Here is a 22,124-nt window from a genome sequence, read left to right as displayed (position 1 = left end):
GGAGGTTTGTGTACTGCCGTGTGCGTGCTAGCTTACATCCTGACGCTTGCGGTTGCTGAACTGACTTTCGTACAGATCGGCGTAGAAACCGCCTGCGGTGAGCAGGTCTTCGTGTGTGCCTTGCTCGATCACGGTGCCGTGGTTCATGACGAGAATGAGATCGGCATCGCGGATCGTCGAGAGGCGGTGGGCGATGACGAAGCTGGTCCGTCCTTGCATCAGCTGATTCATCGCATGCTGAATATGAATTTCTGTCCGCGTATCGACGCTGCTTGTCGCCTCATCAAGGATGAGGATGGCAGGGTCGGCGAGAATGGCGCGGGCGATGGTGAGCAATTGCTTTTGACCCTGAGAAATATTCGAGGCCTCTTCATTCAGAATCGTATCGTAGCCATCGGGCAGAGTTCGAATGAAGTGGTCGGCGTAAGCCGCTCTGGCTGCTGCAACCACCTCGTCTTCCGAGGCGCTGATGCGTCCGTAAGCGATGTTGTCGCGGATGGTTCCGTTGAACAGCCACGTATCCTGGAGCACCATGCCGAACAAGCCCCGAAGATCGCCGCGGCGAAGCTCCGTCAGGTTTACGCCGTCAATGGTAATACTGCCGTTATTGAGCTCATAGAAGCGCATCAGCAGGTTAATCAGCGTTGTTTTGCCGGCGCCGGTTGGGCCGACGATGGCGATCGTTTGACCTGCGCGGACATGGATATCCATGTCTTCAATGAGCGCCGTGTCCTCTTTATAACGGAACTGCACATGGTTGAAGCTCACGTCGCCCTTCGGCTTCATCACTTTGCCGACAACGGCTGCAGCCTGATTGCTTACAATGGCAACCGGAACGGCCGCTTCCAACACTTCTTCTTCCTCATCCAGCAGCTCGAATATCCGCTCTGCGGAAGCAATCGTCGACTGAATGATGTTGGCGATTTGAGCCGTTTGCGTAATCGGCATCGCGAATTGGCGCGAATAGGAGATGAATGCCTGCACGTCCCCGATTGTAATCGACTTGTGCAGCACTAGAATGCCGCCCGCGACACTGACCAGTACATAGCCGATGTTGCCGATGAAGCCCATGATCGGCATAATCATACCGGAGACGAACTGCGCCCGCCAGCCGGATTGATACAGCTCCTCATTGACCGCATCAAACTTGGCAACGGATTTGCGCTCATGACCGAAGGCTTTCACGATATTGTGACCGGTGTACATCTCCTCAACGTGGCCGTTCAATTCACCGAGTGCTTTCTGTTGCCCTTTAAAATAAAGCTGTGATCGCTTCGCAATCATCTTAATCGCGAGGAAGCTAAGCGGCAGCGTCACAATCGTGATGAGCGTCATGAGCGGACTGATCGTCAGCATCATGACGACAACGCCGATCAGCGTCACGAAGGCGGTGATGAACTGCGTTAAGCTTTGCTGCAGCGTGCCGCTGATGTTGTCGACATCGTTGACAGCACGGCTTAGTATTTCCCCGTGTGTCCGGGAATCGAAGAACTTCAGAGGCAATCGCGCCAGCTTCTCATTAACGTCCTTGCGAAGGTCGTATACGGTTTTCTGCGCAACGCTTGCCATGACATACTGTTGAATGAATCCGAATAGAGCACTAATGACATATAAGACCGCAAGTACAACAAGGATTTGCCAAATATAATGAAAGTCGATTTCTGAACCGGGCACGCCTTTGATCTTGCCCATCAGTCCTTCGAACAGCTTCGTTGTTGCTTTTCCCATGATCTTCGGTCCGAGAATGGAGAAGACCGTACTGAGCACCGCTGTCAACAGCACGACAAGGAGTGCCGTCTTGTGTGGCTTCAGATAAGCGGTCAATCTGCGCAAGGTACCTTTGAAATCCTTCGCCTTCTGAACCTGCATACCCATCATGCCGCCAGGGCCGCCGCGTCCCGGACCAAAGCCGAAATTACCCGGACCCGGGCCGGTTGGAGCGCCCGGTCGCGGACCGCCTGAACCGCCCGGACCGCCGCCTGCAGGACCTTTCTGTAGTTCGCTCATGCGATTTCCTCCTCTGACAGCTGTGACGTGACGATTTCGCGATAGACGGTAGACGATTGCAGCAGCTCGCGGTGCGTGCCAATCGCGGAGATTTGGCCGTCATCGAGCACGATGATGCGGTCGGCATCCATGACGGTGCTGACCCGCTGGGCGACGATTAAGACTGTCGCATCCGTCGTTTCACTGCGCAGTGCCTCGCGCAGCTTGGCATCCGTCTTGAAGTCGAGCGCGGAGAAGCTGTCGTCGAACAAATAGACCGAAGGCCTACGGATAAGTGCGCGGGCAATGGACAACCGCTGCTTCTGACCGCCGGATACATTGGTACCGCCTTGCGCAATCGGCGAGCCGAAGCCTTCCTTCATCTCGGAGATGAAGTCATTGGCTTGTGCGACAACGGCTGCATGGCGAATTTCCTCGTCAGTCGCATCTTCTTTGCCGAAGCGAATGTTCTCGGCAATGGTGCCCGTGAAGAGCACCGCCTTCTGCGGCACAAGGCCAATCATGGAACGAAGCGTCTCCTGCGACATATGGCGTACATCGATGCCGCCGATCGTAATGCTGCCGCTTGAAGCATCATAGAAGCGCGGAATGAGATTGATCAGCGTAGACTTGCCGGAGCCTGTGCCGCCGATTATGGCCGTCACCTCGCCGCGTCCTGCTCGGAACGAAATATCGGAGAGCGCCGGCATTTCGGCACCAGGGTAATGAAAGAATACATTGTTGAACGCAAGCTCGCCGCTTGCAACTGCTTTTGCCGAAGAAGCTGCATTAGGGTCCGTAATATCCGGCACCATGTTCAGCACCTCGTTAATCCGAGTTGCCGAAGCGGATGCGCGCGGGATCATGACGAACATCATGGAGGCAAAGATTAACGCGAACATGATTTGCCACGCGTATTGGATGAAGGCCATCAAATCTCCGACCTCCATATGGCCGCCGTCGATACGAAGCCCGCCGTACCAGACGATGGCAAGGCTCGCGAAGTTCAACACCAGCATCATCGCAGGCATAAGCGAGGCCATGATCCGGTTTACTTTGATCGATGTATCGGTCAGATCGAAATTGGCATCATTGAAGCGTCCTTGCTCATGGTTGATCCGGTTAAAGGAACGGATAACGCGGATCCCGGTAAGATTTTCGCGGAGTACGAGGTTGAGCTTGTCGATCTTCTTCTGCATAGCCTTAAACAGCGGGACACCGCGACTGACGATTGCGAAGATAATGAGTGCGAGAATCGGTACGATCGCAATAATGATGAGCGAGAGATTAACGTCTTTGTAGAGTGCCATGATGATCCCGCCGAAGCACATCATCGGGGCCATGACCATGACCCGCATCATCATCATCAGCACTTGCTGAACTTGCGTAATGTCGTTGGTCGTTCGTGTAATGAGAGAAGCGGTGCCGATTTGGTCGAATTCATGCAGCGAATACTTCTCTACATGTCCGAAGACACGACTGCGCAGGTCACGGCCGAAGCCGCCTGCTGCTTTAGCGGACAGGTAACTCGCACCAATCGAACAGATGCCGCCGCCCAGTGCGATGAGCAGCATGAAGCCGCCGATCCGCCAGATGTACGGATTATCGCCTTGCACAACGCCTTTGTCGACAATGTCGGCGAGCAGCGTTGGGAGGTACAGGTCCGATAGCGATTGAAGGAATACGAATAGAAGCACGAAAAAAACAGGGATGCGGTAAGGCCGCAGCATACGAAGAAGTTTCATCATAAACGCTTATTCACCCTCTTTGGAATGGATTGGTTTGCTTGGATTGTCCTTGCACCATACGGAATATTCCTCCGGTCGCTCGCCATGATAGAAGGCGAAGACATCATCGAGTAATTCCACGAGCAGTGCTGCACGATCCTCCCCCAGATGCTCAATCAGTCCGTTCATCCGGGCATGCATGGCGGCTCGAGCAAGTCCGGTCAGCCTAGCGCCTTCCAACGTCAGTTTAATTCGTACCACTCTGCGATCACTCGGGTCCGTACTGCGCTCAAGCAGACCTCTGGCCGTTAGCACATTCACAGTCTGTGTGATCGTCGGCGAGGCAACATTCATCAGATTGCTGAGTTCCGATGCCTTCAGTCCGGCGGGATTGGAGCGCATCGCTCCACCGATGGTAAACAGCGTCATCGTCTCGCTGGGCGTGCAGTTCTCAATCGGGTTGCGGTTCTTGAACGGAATATGCTTGAGCTGTCGGAATGCGCGGATAAGCTGGTGGCTGGTGTGGCGTTCGTGCTCGTGATCACCTTGCATAGGGAGTGCTCCTTTTTTGCGTCATGCATTTAGTTTAGTTAGCTAACCTAAGTATATTTATTCCGCCAATGGAATGTCAAGATTACTATTTATAAACACTCTGAAAATTGTGTATGATAGTAGGATAAGATTTTAGGTAGGAAAGGTTGGTCGCAATGGAGAACAAGACATCATCCTCTAACTTTATTAAAAATATCGTGGCTGAAGATTTGAAAGCCGGTAAAGTCAGCGAAGTCATTACTCGCTTCCCGCCGGAGCCGAACGGTTACCTGCATATTGGCCATGCCAAATCGATCTGTCTGAATTTTGAGCTTGCCGACGAATATGGCGGGAAAACGAACCTGCGTTTTGACGATACGAATCCGGTGAAAGAAGATACGGAATATGTAGAATCGATCCAAGAGGACGTGACGTGGCTCGGTTTTGAGTGGGACGACCTTCGTTTTGCTTCGGATTATTTTGAGGAGCTCTATCAACGTGCGGTGCTTCTGATTAAGAAAGGCAAAGCGTTTGTCTGCGACCTGACGGCTGAGCAAATGCGCGAAATGCGCGGATCCTTGACGGAGCCCGGCAAAAACAGCCCTTACCGTGACCGCAGCGTGGAAGAGAACTTGGATCTGTTCGCTCGCATGCGTGCAGGTGAATTCAAGGACGGCGAACGGATTCTGCGTGCCAAAATCGACATGAGCTCGCCGAACATCAACCTGCGCGACCCTGCGCTGTACCGCATTGCTCACGCTCATCATCACCGGACCGGCGATGCTTGGTGCATCTATCCGATGTATGACTACGCTCACCCGATCAGCGATGCGATTGAAGGAGTAACTCACTCGATCTGTACGCTGGAGTTCGAAGATCACCGCCCGTTGTACGATTGGACGATCATCGAATGCGAGATGGAATCGCAGCCGCGTCAATATGAGTTTGCCCGCTTGAACGTGACGAATACGATCATGAGCAAACGGTACCTCAAAATGCTCGTCGATCAAGGCGTCGTCGAAAGCTGGGACGATCCTCGCATGCCGACGATCAGCGGACTTCGCCGCCGGGGCTTTACGGCGGAATCGCTGCGTGCCTTCTGCCGCGAAATCGGCGTAGCGCGCGCTTATAGCGTGGTAGATGAGCGGATGCTGGAGTTCTTCATCCGTGAAGATTTGAAGCTGAAGGCGCCGCGCACGATGGCCGTGCTTGCACCGCTGAAAGTAGTCATCACTAACTACCCGGAAGGGCAAGTGGAGATGCTTGAAGCCGAGAATAATGCGGAGAACGAAGAGATGGGCAGCCGCCAAATTCCGTTCTCGCGTGAAATTTATATCGAGCAGGACGACTTCATGGAGAACCCGCCGAACAAATATTTCCGGTTGTTCCCCGGCAACGAAGTCCGCTTGAAGCATGCTTACTTCATTACATGCCAAGAAGTGGTGAAGGACGAAGCCGGCAACGTAGTGGAGCTTCGCTGCACCTATGATCCGGAAACGAAGAGCGGATCAGGCTTCACCGGCCGTAAGGTGAAGGGCACCATCCACTGGGTGGAAGCTTCCCAAGCGGTACCGGCGGAATTCCGCCTGTTCGAGCCGCTGCTTCTCGACAATCCGGAGGATGAGGGCAAGGATTTCCTTGACCGCATCAACCCGAACTCCCTCGACGTGCTGCAAGGCTTCGTCGAACCGAACATGAAGGAAGCGCGCGGACAGGACAAGTTCCAATTCTTCCGCCACGGCTACTTCAACGTAGATCCGAAGCATACCAGCGAATCGAAGGTTGTCTTCAACCGCATCGTGTCGCTGAAGAGCTCGTTTGATCCGAAGGCTTAAGCGCGTTAAGGGGCCGGCTCCGCAGTCATTGTTCATGACTGTGGAGCCGGCCCCTTTGTTTTAGGTTTGGTGGATACTGCTGATAGCGGCATATCCGCTTAAGTGGGGCGAAACCACCTCGAAACTTGATCTTAAGCGGAATAGTCGCTTATGGCGTCAAAGTATGACTAAAACTAACCCGAACCGCAGTTTGGGCTGCCGTAAGCGGTAAATCCGCTAAAGGTTGGTCAAACCACCCCAAAGCTAACTAGTAAGATGAATAGTCGCTTATATCATCGCAATCCGAGTAAAACCAACCCGATATGCTACTTTCTGTAACCATTTGCTGCAGGATATCTACCTAGTTATGCATCTTCGCGCCGCGAGAGGGCCGAAAGTTGCATAACCTGCAACAATCTTAGCGATAAAGAGCAAGCAGGGAAAGGAATGTTGCGCGATATGCAACATTTCCCGTGAAAACAGCCTAATAAGGGTTAGTTTACCGAACAATGTTGCATTTTGTGCAGCATTGGGCTGAATGGGACAGCTAATCTGTTCAAATGTTGCATTTAGCGCAACATTCCATGGTGAGGTCAGCCACTGGCGCGGCTGCGAGGCCAGCGAGTAGGGCAAGTTGGCCTTCTTCGCCATCCTTGCACTCGCTTGCCTGCCAAGTTGGCCACCTCGGCCGGGTCGAGCTCTAGCCGGTAGACCTGGCTAGCCCGCCCGACCCGGCGAACCCCGCCTTAGCCAGGCTACTTGTTCAAGCTCGCCCGGCCGGCCCAGCCCAAAAGAAGCACCGCCAATGGCGGTGCCCCTAACCTAACCCTTCCGCGCCAGTTCATTGGCGCGGATTTCATCCATAAACTGCGGCCACCACTCGGCCTGCTCGGACCACTCGGCGGTTTTGACGTTCGCCTGCCCCCATGCCTTCATCGCTTGGTCGCCACTTTCAGTCATGGCCGCTAAGCTGCCGTAATCCGGAACGAGCCACTTGCGTCCGATTTGGGCATGAAGCACCTCGTCGGCCCAATCGTAATCTTGGATCAGCAGCGAAATCGGATTGTTGGTATCCTTCGCGATTTCCCATTCTTTCTGCTTGCCGGTGTGCTTCGGCATGAGGCTTTGTTCAATTCGCCACAGGATGAGGTGAGCCTCCTGCGGGCTAAACTCGGTATTCAGGATTACCGAAGATCCCATATGAATCGGGTACTTATAGAACGGGACACCGCCGAAGTAAAGACCGATCTCCCCAAGCATCGCATGCCGGGTTTCATCCCATAGCTGGCGGCTGAGATCGGTGTAGTATTCCCACGGTTTTCCTTCCGTTTTGTACAGAATCGGCCCCATCCACTCCGGTACATCCATCTCGCGAAGCCGTTTGTAAATTAAAGAATACGCGCGCTCTTCCGGCGAGCGGCTGTCGTCACCGAAGTAGGCATCGATCTTGGCGGACGTATTGTAAGGATCGATGAACCGCTCGTCGCGCCGAGGCATCGGGTCCATCTCATAGCGTTGACCGTCCGAACGCGGAACTGCATCACAAACCACAGCATCGAGATCCCCCGACACTCCGCCTGCTGCTAGCAAGAACGAGCGTAGATGGGCTTCCCATTCCGATGCCAATGTCGCCTGCTCAGGCGTATTGATCAATGCCGTCAGAGCCGCTTCTCCCCAAGCAATCATTTCCTCTTCATCCTGAAGCATGCCGCGAAGCAGGCGATAGGTGGGATGCTCCGTGATTTTGTTCACATCCGCAATATAGTCAGACAGCGCTTTCACCAGTTCCGGTCGAATGACCCGGTAGATCCCGGTGAGCAGCTCCACCGTATTCTCCGCACGAATCGCTTCTTCAAGCCAGATGCGCAGATGCTCATCCGGGTCTTGATCCAGATGCAGGGGAGGCTCGCGCATTTCAGAAACCCGTTTGCGAATAGCGGCACTGTGCTCGGCATCGAGCCACAGATGATAGCCAAACGCACATTTTACTTCCCATTCAGGAACAGCTGCCAGATGCGCGGACAAGATTTGATTGAGGTTCTTGGCAATAAAGTTGAAACGCTTCAGCAGATTCACACTTTGGTCGACGGTAAATCCGGGCTTACAAGCCTCTTCGTAAGAACATATTCCGGCAAGAGGCGGTATACCTTTATTGTCAATAACGACTCTATTCAATGCGCGACACTCCCTTGTGAAAGTTGTACTTACGTACGATTATATAAGTTACAAGGGAGTTTTTCTTGGTCTAAACAATCTTATTTTTTGTCAAAATCAACTGTCCAACTCTTCCAAACTCGGACCGCTCTTCGTTCTGAAAGCTATTGGAGGCAGCCCCTCCGCCACCTTGAAGGCGCGGCTGAATGCATGGATACTGCCGAATCCCAGGTGATCCGAAATATGCTGAATCGAGAGATTCGTATAACGCAGCAATTGTTTGGCTTGATCCATTCGGATTTGGCGATGGTATTGGATTGGCGTCATGAGGTAGTGCTTCTTGAAGGTGCGCAGCATATAGTACTTGCTGATCTTAAAACGTTCAGACAGCTCCTCCAGCGTGATCTCGCTGTCCCATTTGGAGTGAAGATACCGGCGGATAGCTTGCATATCCGTACCTGGACGTTTCATGCCGAGGTCATGCTGTCTGATTAAGTAAGTGAGCAGGGAGAGAAGCAATCCTTTGCAAGAGGTTTCGTAAAGCGGCAATCGCATTTGGAACTCCTCGATTAATTCCAGCAGCATCGACTCAAACCGCTTCGGTTGACGAAGCCGAATATGGCTTGGGAGCGCGAGCGCCCCCTCGGACATCCAGTCCGGCCGAAACCATGCCAGCTGTTCCTTCGACATATGGCTGGACATCTGAAAGGACACCGACAAGTCCGGGCTATCCGGCATCTCGATCAGGTCAAAATGGACATGTGGCTGGCTTATGACCGCATCGCCAAGCACCTGGATGGAATGCCGCTGCCGCGGCTTAAACAGGAAGATATCGCCTGGAATGCCTTCGTAAGTCTCGTCTTCCACCGTTACAAGCAAATGCCCCTCCTGCAAATAAAGAAGCTCGTAATCCCAAATTTGCCGCGGGGAAACGGACCAATTAGAAGGGGCTATGTTTGTCATTGCTATACGAACATAGGGATTGAGTCCCGTGATGATATCATGTTCCTGCATCTGCGTGCCTCCCTGGCTGCGATTGATCAGAAGAGCAATTGTTGTTAAAAAGTCACATGGTCCTGATAAATATTTATCCGAAGCGGTTCGTTATAATCAAGCTATCATGGAGCTAGCGAGAGGAGACGAATATGTTAAACCATATCAGTAAGATTCAACCCGGCATTAAAACGAAACGGATTTCGAGCTATGACCGAAGTGGGGGAAATGCCGACTTTATTCCGATTCCCGCAGGAGAAACAGCGGATCTTGCTGTCATCGCCGGGGCTGGCATCATCAAGCATATTTGGATCACGATCAGTACGCCGGACAAGTTCATCCGCCGCAATGCCGTCATTCGGATGTATTGGGACGGCGAAACCGAGCCGAGCGTAGAATCGCCGATTGGCGATTTCTTCGGACAAGGATTTGGTGAAGAATACAATTTTGCATCGCTTCCGCTTGCTGCGGCTCCTGCGAACGGCAAAGCGTTTAACTGTTATTTTCCGATGCCATTCGGCGACGGGGCACGAATTACGATCGAGAACCAATCGGCAGAGCCCATTACGAGCTTCTATTATTATATTGATTTCGAGGAGCACCCGGAGATTCCTGCCTCTGAAGGCCGGTTCCATGCGTGGTGGAACCGTGAGGTCACAGGTGTTCATCCGCAAGAAGGAGAAACGGAGTGGAGCGTGATCGGACCGCAAAGCGCCAATCCGTCGACGGAACACAACTATGTGTTCGCAGATATCGTCGGCAGCGGGCAGTTTGTGGGCATCAACTACTACGTCGATAACCCGGGTCCGATGTGGTACGGCGAAGGCGATGACATGTGGCTGATCGATGGCGAGGATTGGCCGGGCTCCCTGCATGGAACGGGGACAGAGGACTTCTTCAACAGCTCCTGGTGCCCGAATGAAGTGTATGCGCATCCGTATTTCGGTTACGCTAAAGTGCCGAACAAGCTGGGCTGGATGGGCCGCACGCATTGCTACCGTTTCTTCTTGGAGGATCCGATCCGCTTCGAGAAATCGCTGCATGCGAGCATCGAGCATGGACATGACAATAGCTTGACGCTCGATCTATCGACCGTTGCTTATTGGTATCAAAGCGAGCCGCATAACCCATTCCCGGCACTGCCGGCGAAGGAAGAGCGCGCCAACATGCCGGAAGTCGGCGTCGTTGATGTGCATCGGTGGCGGCATGCATGGCGCGGCGCGAACGGCAACTCGCCAACCTTGTGGGGGAACGAGAAATAATCGCATTATGTTGGAGAACCGTCCCATGTGGGCGGTTATTTTTGCACTGTCTACTTTTCCATCGACCTCAGCATCTTTTTGATTAGAAGAGAGTACAGGTATCTGCTGTGGACTGGTATACTAAGGGCAACTATTTGGTGATCGGAGGGGGACAGCGTGTCAGTAGCTATATCGAAGGTGACGGGAATCATTCTGGCAGGCGGACGAAGCTCGCGAATGGGTTCGGATAAGGCATTGCTGCCCATTGGAACTGAGGGTGATGTGATTCTGAAAGTAGTTGCCGAGCAAATGGTGGCTCTGGGCTTGCCGAATGTCGTTGTTTCCGTTGGCGACAGTGAGCGGGAGGATGTCTATAGAACCCAACTGGAGGGTTTGCCGGGTCAAGTTCAATTCGTACACGACTCCTATCCGGACTGCGGACCACTGGCTGGACTACATGCTGCATTGTCCGCTATGCAAGAGCCGGGTTATGGCTTCGTTATGGCATGTGATATGCCGGTGTTATCGGGCTCGCTGCTGGCACGAATGCTGGAGCTGGCAAGCGAGAAGAGCGTATTGCGGCCGGAAGCGAGCATGCCGCAAGTCATTCGCACGGCGAATCAGCCGTTCCACGCACTCTATCATACGAGCGTGGCAAATGAATTGCGGCAACGGCTGGAGCGGCGTGAGCTTCGACTAATGTCGCTGCTTGATGCGCTGAACACTGTTGAAATGAGGTCTCTTCCTGATGAAGAAGCCGCATTTGTAAATTTGAATACCCCCGAATTGTACGCCGACTACATACGCTTGAAGGGCACTTTATCCCCGTAAGAGGCCGGAAGCCCAGTTAGCTGTAGAAGTGTTGTTCTGATGAGGGCAACACTTCTATAGAAGTCGTCCAATACTTGCGGATGTGTCGCTGTGGTGGCTACTTTTTCCCGCTAATGAGGGTACCAGGAATCGCATTTGGAGCGGAATAGCCGCATTCTGTCGTTAGTTACTTATCCATGTAAAAAAGCACCCGCAGGGGTGCTTTTTTACGTGACTATTTACTATGATTTTCCACTACCCATTGGCGTAACATGGCCGCTTACGGCGGAGCTTCCCGCTCAAGCCGAACGGCGCATAGCTTGAATTCCGGCATGCGGCTAATGGGATGCAGCGCATCGTTGGTCAGCTTATTGATTGCTAGGTCGCCGCCCCAGTGGAAAGGGACGAATACCGTCGTCGGGTGGATATCCTGCACCACCTTGACGTCGATGACCATCGTGCCGCGCCGCGTGGTGAGGCGGAGACGGTCGCCGGGACGAAGCAGCAGCTTCTCGGCTGCCGTCGGATGAATTTCCGCAACGGGCACCGGTGCTTTCTTCATCAGGGCGGCGGTGCGACGCGTCTGGGTGCCGCTCAAGTAATGGTTGCCGAGCCTGCCGGTCGTCAGGATATACGGATACTCGCGGCTCGTCGTCTCGGCGGGTTTCTTCGGCGTAATTCCGTGCAGCTTAGCGCGTCCGTTCGGATGGAAATAGACGCCGTTCTCGAACATGCGAGGCGTTCCCGGATGCTCCGGCGAAGGGCAGGGCCAGAACAAGCCTTTCTTCTCCTTAATTCGTGAATAGGACATGCCGCTGTAGTCTGCTTTTCCGCCTGCGCTTGCTCGGCTCAGCTCATCGAATACCGCTTCGGGGGACTCATATCGAAAATATTCCCCTCGCCCAAGCCGAGCAGCAAGTGCAGCTATCAGCTTGTAATCCTCCATCACTTTGCCCGGCGTCTTCAGCGCGCGCGGACGATGAAACACGCGGCCTTCGAGATTGGTTAGTGTGCCCTCCGCCTCCAGAAAAGTCGATCCAGGCAGCAGCCAGTGCGCGTAAGCGGCGGTTTCCGTCTCGAAGAGATCGATGACAACGAGCAGCTCGAGCTTCTTCAAGGCCTCTTCTACACGTGAATTATTCGGACTCGATACAAGCGGATTGGAGCCAAGCACGATCATCGCCTTGATTTCACCTTCCAGAATGCGATCGAACAGCTCATACGCCGACACGCCTTTGCCCGGGATCTCCTCGGGATCAATTCCCCAAACCGCCGCGACATGCCGCCTTGCTTCGGGGTCGTCGATCATGCGGTAGCCCGGCAGCTGGTCGGCTTTCTGACCGTGCTCGCGGCCGCCTTGACCGTTAGCTTGACCGGTTACCGGTCCGAATCCGCAGCCGGGTCGGCCCATTTTGCCGGTTAACAGACAGAGATTGATATAGTTCAGCGTGTGCTCTACGCCGTTAATTTGCTGTTCCAATCCGCGCGCAGTGAGGACGACGCCTGTTTCTGCACGGGCAAATCCGCGTGCGATGGTGCGGATGACTTCTTTGGGAATGCCGGTGTACGTCGATACGGTATCAGGCGAGAAATCCCGCACAGATTCCCGAACCTCTTCAATCCCGGTCGTGTGTGCGTCCACATAAGCTTGATCATAGAGATTCTCGCTTAGGATGACATGGAGTAGGCCGTTTACGAACACGGAGTCAAACCCCGGCTGTAAATTCACGTGAATATCGGCTAGCTTGGAGGTCATGGTAGGGCGTGGATCAATCGTTACGATAATGGCGCCGCGTTTCTTCGCTGCCATCAAATACGGAACCATCGTCGGCTGACATTCCGCGATATTGGTTCCGGCCAAAATAATATAGTTCGCCATGATTAAATCATCCAACGGCACATTCATCCCGCGATCGATGCCAAAAGCGCGCATTTGCGCTGCAGCAGCGGAGGACATGCAGTAGCGTCCGTTATAATCAATATATTTGGAGCGTAAAGCGACACGCGTAAACTTACCGAGCAAGTAACAGACCTCATTGGTGAGTGAGCCTCCGCCGAAGACGGATACGGCGTCACGACCATGCTGCTCTTGAATGGATAAGATCGAGGAGGCGATGCCATCAAGCGCATCTTCCCAGCTGGATGGCTGCCATATCGAACCCGGCAGGGCAGAGCCAACCCTGCGCTGCGGTACGAGGAGACGCTCCTCATGGACGGTATGCCCTAAGGCGTTCAGCCCTTTCTGGCACAAGCGGCCCGTTGCCACAGGGAAATCCGGGCTGGGCTTAATTTCGAACCCTGCCGCATTGTCATCGGGAAGCAGTTCAATTCCGCACTGCATACTGCAGAAACAGCAATGTGAGCTAATTCGAGTCGCTTCCGGATCAGCTGCTATAGGTAGTGCGCTCATGAGGTTTCCTCCATTTCCGCTTGCGTAGGGGTAAGGCGTGCAGACGGAACGGCTTTGTTCCGTCTGCCCCGGATGATGCACGCTGCCTTCTGCCGGCATAGGGTTCAGTCAACTGAAAGTGCGGGAATCAAGCGGGCTGAGCAGTCCGCCTATCGAATTAATTAAGAGGTGGCCGTGTTCTGCATGCCCGCCGAATCGATACGGGCTTTGCCGCCGCTGCCGATCCAGGATCTCTTCCATGCGCCTTGCACAAGGAAGATGAGAACGATACAGATGAGCGCCACGCCGCTAAGAATAAGGAAACCCGGTGTATAGGAACCGGAAGAGAGCTTCAGATTACCAAGAATCTTAGGAAGAAAATAACCTCCCAGTCCTCCTGCGGCGCCGACAATACCGGTGACGATGCCGATCTCGTTCTGGAAGCGTTGCGGCACAAGCTGGAATACAGAACCGTTGCCCATACCGAGGGCCATCATTCCGATGAACAGCAGGACAATCATGGCCGGAAGCGGCGGCAGGGTAGAGATGCAGGCCATCATAATGGCGACGACCGCGTATAGGGCAATCAGCATGCGCAGGCCGCCAATTCGGTCGGCCAGCCAGCCGCCAACCGGACGGAAGAAGCTGCCTGCGATGACACAGATTGTGGCGAAGTCAGCTGCCCGGACGGGACTAAGCCCATATTGGGTGTTGAAGAAAATCGTCAAATAGTTGGACATCCCAACGAAGCCGCCGAATGTGACGGCATACAGCATACAGAACATCCATGTGTCCCGCTGCTTCAACACCGAACCGTAATCGGACAGTTTGCGCGGGGAGGGCTGGTTCGGGCTGTCCTTGGCGAGCAGGGTGAACACGATGAAAACAATTGCGATCGGAATGAGCGCCATGCCGAAAACAACATGCCAGCTGCCATAATGCTGGGCGATCCGATTGGCAAACAGCGTAGTGAATACCGTTCCGCTGTTGCCTGCGCCGGCGATTCCCATCGCGAGACCTTGATACTTCGGCGGATACCAGCGGCTTGCGAGCGGCAGTGCGGCAGCGAAGGAAGCGCCGGCAACGCCGAGCAGCAGCGCGACGATATACAGCTCACCTAGGGAGTCGACGAACTTCCAGCCCCAGACGAGCGGGACCATCGTAAGCAGAATGCCGATTTGTCCCGTGCGTTTCGGTCCGATCACATCGGTGAAATAACCGAGCACAAGGCGGAGGATGGAACCCCCGAGTATCGGCAGTGCGACGAGGTTCGCTTTCTGGGCGGCATCCATCTGATAGTCGCTCATAATAATGACAGCCAGCGGCCCTAGCAGCACCCACACCATGAAGCTCATGTCAAAATACAAAAATGCGCTCAGCAAGGACGGGCTGTGTCCGCTTTTTAGAAATCCATCGCGATTCATCATTGCAAGTAGCTCCTCTCCATTGTTCATTCCGGTTGATCTCTCTCTTTAGTAAAAGGTCCTGCTGCTTCATCTTCATCTTCAGCTTGTCAAACGAGAAATTTGAGGGTTGCTCGCTTGAAGTGACTGCTTTGTAAGCGTTTCTAACACAATAAAAGGCCGCATCGCAGTTATATAACTGCAATACGGCCTCTTTGCCATCGGCTCCACGTCGGTGTGGAAGCCAAGTTATCGTTCGATTCACGTCATTGTGATCTTAGTTGCAATTATAGGGGGCTTGCGAGGTCTGTGTCAATATAGCTGACATACAAAATTTTAGGGGGGAGCGGGGGTGGTTTAATACGTATAGGAGCTGATGCCGAGAGTTAGCCGTGGATAAGTTGGTAAACTTTCACGATGGAGGCTGCAATATCGCCGATCCGTTTGCGTTCGTTCATCGCCTGTTTTCGCAGGAAATCATAGGCTTCCGCCTCGGAAATCCCTTTGATTTCGCACAATACGGCCTTTGCTTGATCGATCCATTTGCGCTCATCAATACGCTGCAGCAGCTGCTCCCGTTCCTCGGCCCATCGCTTGCGCTGCTGGAATACACGCTGTCCCCACTTCAAGGCAACGCCAAATTCCAAGGTGTTCATAGAGCTGAAGAGGACGCCGTCCAATGTGAAACCAAACTCAAGCTCGCTCGGAACCGCGTTCTCGGAGCAGAGCCATAGCGTCGGCAGTCGTCTCATTCCTGCAATTGTGGATTGCCAATCCTGCATCCTCTCTAAGGGAACATGCATCACCACGGCATCCGCGACGCTAATGAGGCTCTTTGCCTCTTCTACATTAGCTGCACGATGCAAGGTGCGGCAGTTTTGCTGCAAGCTATGCATCGAAACGGGAGGTCTTCCTTCCTCGAGAAAAAGGATTGATCTCATCATCGGTCACCTCGGTTAGGCACAGCAATTGTCTGGCTTTGAAGCCCTGCCTGCAAATTTGTAATAAAATATAACATACCCTCCCTCAGAATGTCGACGTTCATTTCAACTATTTTCCCTAAATTTTAGGCGAGTGACCATTAATGGCACTTTACGTGCTATTTTATGTTAGATATATTGACATGTGTGATAATGCGACCTATACTAAAGCCAAGATCTTTACGACGGCACAATGGCGTGCCCTCTTAAATCCGGCAATGGAGCCTATTCTTTCGTCAATTGCGACGAGGGGGTAGGCTTTTTATGTTTTCGGAAGCGGCCGGGGCTGCAGCGCAATAAGGGTCGTACCTCGTGCGACGCACTAACTTTTAGGAGAGATAGCCATGAGAAAAAAACTAGTCATGATCGGAAATGGGATGGCCGGCGTGTCATTCGTGGAGCAGCTGCTCAAGCTGAACCCGCATCGCTACGAAATTTCAATTATTGGGGCGGAGCCGCACCCCAACTATAACCGCATTATGTTGTCGTCTGTGCTCGCAGGGGATGCCAGCATGAAGGATATTATTCTGAATGATTGGGATTGGTATCGCAATAACGAGATTTCGCTTCACACCGGTCAACAAGCGACAGCAGTGGATACGGAGGCGCGTACGGTAACGACGGATCAAGGACTGACATTATCGTACGATGAGCTTGTTTTTGCTACGGGATCACTGCCGTTCATGCTTCCGATACCGGGGGCTGATAAGGAAGGCGTCATTGCATTCCGGGACATCAAAGATTGTGAAACGATGATCGATACAGCGAAGACGTACCGGAAGGCTGTAGTTATCGGCGGCGGTTTGCTCGGTATTGAGGCGGCACGGGGGCTGGTCAATCTCGGCATGGAAGTGAGCGTTGTTCATATCTTCAGCTACTTGATGGAGCGGCAGCTCGATGCTACGGCTTCGCGTCTTCTGCAAGCGGAGTTGGAACGGCAGGGGATGAAGTTTCTGCTGGAGAAGCAGTCCGATTTCATTACGGGAGATGAACGTGTAACAGGTCTGACGTTCAAGGATGGGACGCATGTAGAGGCGGATCTCATCGTCATGGCAGCGGGCATCAGGCCGAATGTGCAGCTGGCGAAGAGTGCCGGCGTGGAAGTGAATCGCGGTATTGTCGTGGGTGATCATCTTCAGGGGAGTATAGCTAACATACATGCGGTAGGTGAATGTGCCGAGCATCGCGGGGTTGTGTACGGTCTGGTGGCGCCGCTCTACGAGCAAGGAGCCATTCTCGCGAAGAAATTGGCCGGTGTCGAAAGTGACGGCTATCAAGGATCGGTGCTGTCAACCAAGCTGAAGGTATCCGGGGTCAACGTATTCTCGGCTGGGCGGTTTGCGGATGAACCGGGTACGAAGGCGCTTCGCGTACAGGATGATTTGGACGGCATTTATAAGAAGGTAGTGTTTGAGAATGGGAAGGTCGTCGGTGCTGTTCTGTTCGGCGATACCAGCGACAGTTCAAGGCTTTTCTCGGTTATTCGCAGCGGTAAGGACTTTACGGGAAGCGAGAAAGAAGTGCTGTTCGGACCGTCCGGGGGAGGCGGAGGCGGTAAGTCGGTGAGCACGGCGGATCTCGTAACCGCCATGAGTGGGGACGAAATCATCTGCGGCTGCAACGGCGTAACGAAAGACACGTTGGTGGAGGCGATCACGGAGAAAGGCTGCGTCAGCGTAGGTGAGTTGAAGGCCTGCACCAAAGCTTCGGGAGGCTGCGGCGGCTGTAAACCACTCGTGGAAGCTATTCTGACAACGACGCTCGGCGCAGATCAGGTAACGGCGGTGAAAGAGGGCATCTGCGGATGCACGACGCTCTCGCGCGACGAAGTGGTGAATGCCATTCAGCAAATGCACCTCACGACGACGAAGGAAGTTATGCATGTGCTGGAGTGGAACAACCCGGAGGGCTGCTCCAAATGCCGGCCTGCACTCAATTATTACCTCGGCATGGCGTTCCCTGACGAACATGAGGATGAGCTGGAATCTCGTTTCGTTAATGAGCGCAATCACGCGAACATTCAGAAGGACGGCACGTTCTCCGTTGTTCCCCGCATCTATGGTGGGGTGACGACGCCGGAGGATTTGAAGAGAATTGCGACGGTCGCGGAGAAATACCAAGTGCCGCTTGTCAAAATAACCGGAGGCCAGCGAATTGACCTGCTCGGTGTGAAGAAAGAAGACCTGCCTGGCATGTGGAAGGATCTCGATATGCCTTCCGGTTATGCATACGGCAAGGCGCTGCGCACCGTGAAAACTTGCGTAGGCAATACGTTTTGTCGGTTCGGAACACAGGATGCGATCAAAATGGGCGTCGACTTGGAGAAGAAATTCGAGCGGTTGAACACCCCTCATAAAGTGAAGCTGGCTGTCTCGGGCTGCCCGCGCAACTGCGCAGAGGCGACCATCAAAGATCTCGGCGTAGTCGCAATTGACGGCGGATGGGAGATTTACGTGGCCGGTAACGGAGGAACTCGCGTGCGCGCAGCAGATTTGCTGACAAAGGTAAAGACGGAAGAGGAAGTTCTGGCGTGGACGGGCGCTTACTTGCAATATTACCGGGAAACGGCCAACTACATGGAACGGACGAGTGAGTGGTCGCTTCGAATTGGTCTCGATACAATCAAAGCTGCGCTGGAGAAACCAGAGGATCGTGACGCCTTGAATGCACGCATTGATAAGACGCTTGATCTCATGAAGGATCCTTGGCAGCAAATCATCGAAAGTGACGATCTGCGCAGCGCATTCGATGCGCTGACAGCACCGATGAGTCCGGAAGCTGCAGCGGCAGACGCAACGTTGAAGCCATAACCAGAGACAGCGCTGCGCCAGGCGGCAGCAGCGGAGGGAGCGGATGAGAAAATGAACGAACTGATCATTGGACACATTTCAGAATTTCCTGAACGGGCCGGACGCGTTGTGCGGTTCGGCGATATCGAATTGGCACTGTTCAAGCTGACCGATGGAACGGTCAAAGCGATTGAGAATTTATGCCCGCATAAGAACGGCAAGCTCTCCGAAGGGATCGTATGCGATCATCATGTCTATTGTCCGCTGCATGATTGGAAGATTAATTTACATGATGGGCTCGTGCAGGCGCCGGATGAGGGTTGCGTGAATACGTACAGCACGATTGTTGATGAAGCGGGTAATGTGATTTTGCTGGTACAGGATGGAGCGTCCGCAAGAAAAGTATCGTAAGATTGCTGCCTTAATGCGAGTGGATATCGATTGGACTGGGAGGCGGCGGCTATGGCGCGTTTAGAGGGGAAGAGGATCGCGGTGACGGGGCCGCGCAAAGCGGATGAGCTGAGCAAAATGATTGCTAAATTCGGTGGATCGGCGGTGCTTCGTCCTGCGCAGGGAACCGTGTTTCTCGACGATTCCGGGATTGAAGAGCAGCTATGCTCGCTCATCGCGAAGCCGGCCGATTGGCTCGTGCTGACGACAGGCGTTGGAACGGAGGCGCTCGTGCAAATTGCCGAGCGGCTCGGTTTGGCGGAGCAGTTTGTCCATGTGCTGAGCGAGATGCGAGTAGCCGCTCGCGGCTATAAGACGGTGAACGCGCTGCGCAAGCTGGGCATCACGCCGGAGGTGCGTGATGATGACGGCACGACTGCGGGATTGCTTCGCTTAATGGGCGACCATGATCTCTATGGTCGGACCGTTGCGCTGCAGCTATATGGCGATCCGGCCCCGCGTCTGATCGGCGAGCTGGCCGGACGCGGCGCGCTCTGCGAGGAGCTGCTCCCTTATCGGCATATCCCGCCGCAGGGCGATATCGTCGAGACGCTGATTGAGGAAATTGTCAGCGGCGATGTAGATGCTGTCACGCTCACGAGCACCGTTCAGGTTCGTTATGTGATGGGCTGCGCGGCGAAGCTCGGTAAGCTGGAAGCGGTTCGCGCTGCTTTCTCGGAGCGCGTGCTGGCCGTAGCCGTTGGTAAGGTGACGGCGGAAGCGCTGCAAGAGGAAGGCGTGGAGCGGGTACTGTTTCCTGAAGAGGAGCGCATGGGCAGTATGGTCGTTGCGATGAGTAAATTCTTCGGCGGCGGTCAATTGACGGAAAGCGAGACGGCGGTTGGTGCTGTGTCGGGTGAATGCGCGGGCGGCGCAGGAGCTGGTTCTGGTTCTGGTGCAGGCGCAGGTGCAGGTGTCGTTGCAAGTGCGGAGGGCATAGGAGCCGTTCCGATTGCTGTCGCAGAAAGTGTTGCATTTCCGGGTGCAGGTCTAGCCATGGTGCAAGGTGAAGACTCGGCTCGAGGTCCCGGTAGTGCGGGGCATGGAGCACGCGTGGAAGTAGAGCCCCATACAGGTGTAAGCGCGAATTCATAGTCCAAGAGCGGATCTTAATCCAATATAATGGCAGCAAGACATAGCTGGGACAGGGAGAGTGGGCGCATGGGCGGCGATTATGGGAAGGTGTACTTAACGGGAGCGGGTCCTGGCGACCCGAAGCTGATTACGGTCCGCGGACTGGAAAGCATACGACTGGCTGATGTCATTGTATATGACAGACTCGTGTCAGAGGAGCTGATTAAGGAGGCTCGGTCGGATGTGGAGCTCATCTATGTCGGCAAAGCTTCCGGACGACATACGCTGCGGCAAGAAGAGATTAATGCTCTTCTCGCCGAGCGCGCAATGCGCGGACTGACCGTCACCCGGCTGAAGGGAGGCGATCCCTTCGTGTTCGGGCGAGGCGGCGAAGAGGCCGCCCACTTAACAGAGCGCGGGATCGCATTCGAAATCGTGCCCGGCATCTCCTCTTGCATCGCCGCCCCTGCTTACGCCGGCATTCCGGTTACGCATCGCAAGCTGGCTGCTTCCTTCGCGGTCATTACCGGCCACGAATGTACCGACAAGGACAGCGCCTGTGTCGATTGGGCGTGGGCGGCCGGCGCGGAGACGCTCGTCGTGCTGATGGGGCTGGCGCAGCTTGCTTACATCGTGGAGCAGCTGCTCGGCAGTGATAAACCGCCGAGCACGCCGATCGCGCTCGTGCAAAGCGGAACCTGCTCCGAGCAGCGAACGGTCGTCGGCACGCTTCGAACCATAACCTCGCTGCCTGAGGTAGCGGAGCTGGTCAGCCCGGTCGCCATCGTCATCGGCCCGGTCGTCACCATGCGGGACAAGCTGAGGTGGCGGGCGGTAGAGGCTGTGCTGAATTGATCCAATTCCTGTATGATTGACCATATGCTGCAACTAATGGCGATACAGCCTCGTCTATAGGAGCAACAATGAGAGTCGGAGTGAGGATCAATGAAGCAGGGTTTTGGCCGGAGGAGAACTGCAAGGAGAGCGATGCTTCTTCTATTAAGCGCTCTATTGCTTCTGACGGGTTGTTCGTTTCAATTGCCGGGCACCAAGGCAGGTGGCGCAGATAGAAAGGAATGCCGCGATAAGACGTCCGAAATCGACTATGTCCCGGCGCTTCGATGGAATGGTATCCTGTATATGTCTATGGGGGACCGCGATGATGCGAGCATCGTCCAGCAAGGGAAGCGAATCGGACAAATCGGCTATAAACTATCAGACCATGCCTGCGAGGATTATGTGATGCAGGACGGAGATGCCACGCTGCTGGAGATCGGGACGGAGCTGTTCGAGGTAAAAGGCTATAAGCAAAGCTTCCGACTATTGGCAGGCGGTGAGCTCTATCAAGTCTCCGAGAATAAAGCTGCGGATACAATCGGCGACCTCTATGATATTACAGGCCGAATCAAGAATGTCCGTTTCGTAAGCGGAAACGACGGTTCGCCGCTGAAAGACTTCACGCCGGAAGCGGTCGCTGCGTTTGCGGAGGAGTACGTAAAGCTGAACGTTGTAGACCGCATGACGATTGCCAAACAGACAAAGAACTTAGCCGGCGGGAGTTACAGTTTGCAGGTTATTTTGGAAGACGGCTCGTCGTTTGGAGTTGGCTACTGGATCAAGTTCGGCGTGCTGAGCCCCGGCGCCTATGCGACAGATGGACTGAAGCTACTGGTAGAGGAGCAGCGGAAGCTGATCTATAAGAGATAATGCAAAAGGGCGACGGATGGCTGGATCATCGGTCGTCTTTTTGTTGCTGCCCTTGCTTAGATGCGGTGACAGGTTT

16 protein-coding genes are annotated in these 22,124 nt (G+C 54.1%); 8 read left to right on the top strand and 8 right to left on the bottom strand.

Going from position 1 to position 22,124, the window contains the following annotated elements:
- Positions 1-27 precede the first annotated feature (27 nt).
- From AC0YN4_RS24555 to AC0YN4_RS24545, 3 genes are read right to left on the bottom strand one after another with little or no spacing between them, the layout of a single operon-like run.
- Positions 28-2,007 (bottom strand): ABC transporter ATP-binding protein, encoded by a 1,980-nt coding sequence (locus tag AC0YN4_RS24555; protein ID WP_475837023.1) that lies wholly within the window; start codon positions 2,005-2,007, stop codon positions 28-30.
- Positions 2,004-3,734 (bottom strand): ABC transporter ATP-binding protein, encoded by a 1,731-nt coding sequence (locus AC0YN4_RS24550; protein WP_475837022.1) that lies wholly within the window; start codon positions 3,732-3,734, stop codon positions 2,004-2,006. The genes AC0YN4_RS24555 and AC0YN4_RS24550 overlap by 4 nt, the downstream gene beginning before the upstream one ends.
- Positions 3,735-3,740: 6 nt before the next feature.
- Complete coding sequence (locus AC0YN4_RS24545) at positions 3,741-4,265, bottom strand: MarR family winged helix-turn-helix transcriptional regulator (RefSeq protein ID WP_475837021.1); 525 nt, start codon at positions 4,263-4,265, stop codon at positions 3,741-3,743.
- Positions 4,266-4,420: 155 nt separating this feature from the next.
- Here AC0YN4_RS24545 and AC0YN4_RS24540 point away from each other — a divergent pair, with 155 nt between their 5' ends.
- Complete coding sequence (locus AC0YN4_RS24540) at positions 4,421-6,079, top strand: glutamine--tRNA ligase/YqeY domain fusion protein (protein WP_090982104.1); 1,659 nt, start codon at positions 4,421-4,423, stop codon at positions 6,077-6,079.
- An 801-nt stretch (positions 6,080-6,880) separates the two neighbouring features.
- Here AC0YN4_RS24540 and AC0YN4_RS24535 read toward each other — a convergent pair.
- On the bottom strand, positions 6,881-8,233 hold the full coding sequence (locus AC0YN4_RS24535; RefSeq protein ID WP_475837020.1) for a hypothetical protein: 1,353 nt from the start codon (positions 8,231-8,233) through the stop codon (positions 6,881-6,883).
- A gap of 96 nt (positions 8,234-8,329) precedes the next feature.
- A complete protein-coding gene (locus AC0YN4_RS24530; RefSeq protein WP_475837019.1) occupies positions 8,330-9,226 on the bottom strand; it encodes an AraC family transcriptional regulator in 897 nt (298 codons plus the stop codon).
- Between the two features lie 131 nt (positions 9,227-9,357).
- Between AC0YN4_RS24530 and AC0YN4_RS24525 the strand changes: the two genes are divergently transcribed.
- Positions 9,358-10,467: a glycoside hydrolase family 172 protein gene (locus tag AC0YN4_RS24525; RefSeq protein WP_475783088.1), complete on the top strand. Its 1,110-nt coding sequence runs from the start codon at positions 9,358-9,360 to the stop codon at positions 10,465-10,467.
- 156 nt (positions 10,468-10,623) lie between these two features.
- Positions 10,624-11,277, top strand: coding sequence for a molybdenum cofactor guanylyltransferase (gene mobA / locus AC0YN4_RS24520; protein ID WP_475837018.1), 654 nt, complete (start codon positions 10,624-10,626; stop codon positions 11,275-11,277).
- 259 nt (positions 11,278-11,536) lie between these two features.
- Here mobA and AC0YN4_RS24515 read toward each other — a convergent pair whose 3' ends face one another.
- The 3 genes from AC0YN4_RS24515 to AC0YN4_RS24505 form a co-directional block, all read right to left on the bottom strand.
- A complete protein-coding gene (locus AC0YN4_RS24515; RefSeq protein ID WP_475837017.1) occupies positions 11,537-13,666 on the bottom strand; it encodes a molybdopterin oxidoreductase family protein in 2,130 nt (709 codons plus the stop codon).
- A 161-nt stretch (positions 13,667-13,827) separates the two neighbouring features.
- Positions 13,828-15,069: a nitrate/nitrite transporter gene (locus tag AC0YN4_RS24510; RefSeq protein WP_475783321.1), complete on the bottom strand. Its 1,242-nt coding sequence runs from the start codon at positions 15,067-15,069 to the stop codon at positions 13,828-13,830.
- A gap of 365 nt (positions 15,070-15,434) precedes the next feature.
- Positions 15,435-15,992, bottom strand: a complete 558-nt coding sequence (locus tag AC0YN4_RS24505; RefSeq protein ID WP_475783085.1) for an ANTAR domain-containing response regulator — start codon at positions 15,990-15,992, stop codon at positions 15,435-15,437.
- 380 nt (positions 15,993-16,372) lie between these two features.
- Here AC0YN4_RS24505 and nirB point away from each other — a divergent pair, with 380 nt between their 5' ends.
- From nirB to AC0YN4_RS24480, 5 genes are all read left to right on the top strand, one after another.
- Positions 16,373-18,838, top strand: coding sequence for a nitrite reductase large subunit NirB (gene nirB, locus AC0YN4_RS24500; protein ID WP_475837016.1), 2,466 nt, complete (start codon positions 16,373-16,375; stop codon positions 18,836-18,838).
- A gap of 51 nt (positions 18,839-18,889) precedes the next feature.
- The gene (gene nirD, locus AC0YN4_RS24495; protein WP_475783083.1) at positions 18,890-19,228 is read left to right on the top strand and encodes a nitrite reductase small subunit NirD; all 339 of its coding nucleotides are present in this window, start codon (positions 18,890-18,892) and stop codon (positions 19,226-19,228) included.
- 51 nt (positions 19,229-19,279) lie between these two features.
- A complete protein-coding gene (locus AC0YN4_RS24490; RefSeq protein ID WP_475837015.1) occupies positions 19,280-20,362 on the top strand; it encodes a uroporphyrinogen-III synthase in 1,083 nt (360 codons plus the stop codon).
- Positions 20,363-20,389: 27 nt separating this feature from the next.
- Positions 20,390-21,196 carry a uroporphyrinogen-III C-methyltransferase gene (cobA, locus tag AC0YN4_RS24485; protein ID WP_475837014.1) on the top strand — a complete coding sequence of 269 codons (807 nt, stop codon included), beginning with the start codon at positions 20,390-20,392 and terminating at the stop codon, positions 21,194-21,196.
- Positions 21,197-21,328: 132 nt separating this feature from the next.
- Positions 21,329-22,048 carry a hypothetical protein gene (locus AC0YN4_RS24480; protein WP_475837013.1) on the top strand — a complete coding sequence of 240 codons (720 nt, stop codon included), beginning with the start codon at positions 21,329-21,331 and terminating at the stop codon, positions 22,046-22,048.
- The last annotated feature ends 76 nt before the right edge of the window (positions 22,049-22,124 follow it).

The organism is Paenibacillus sp. J22R3 (assembly GCF_056269305.1).
Note: the sequence above shows the minus strand (reverse complement) of the source record. Positions and strands in the feature narration are given on the sequence as shown.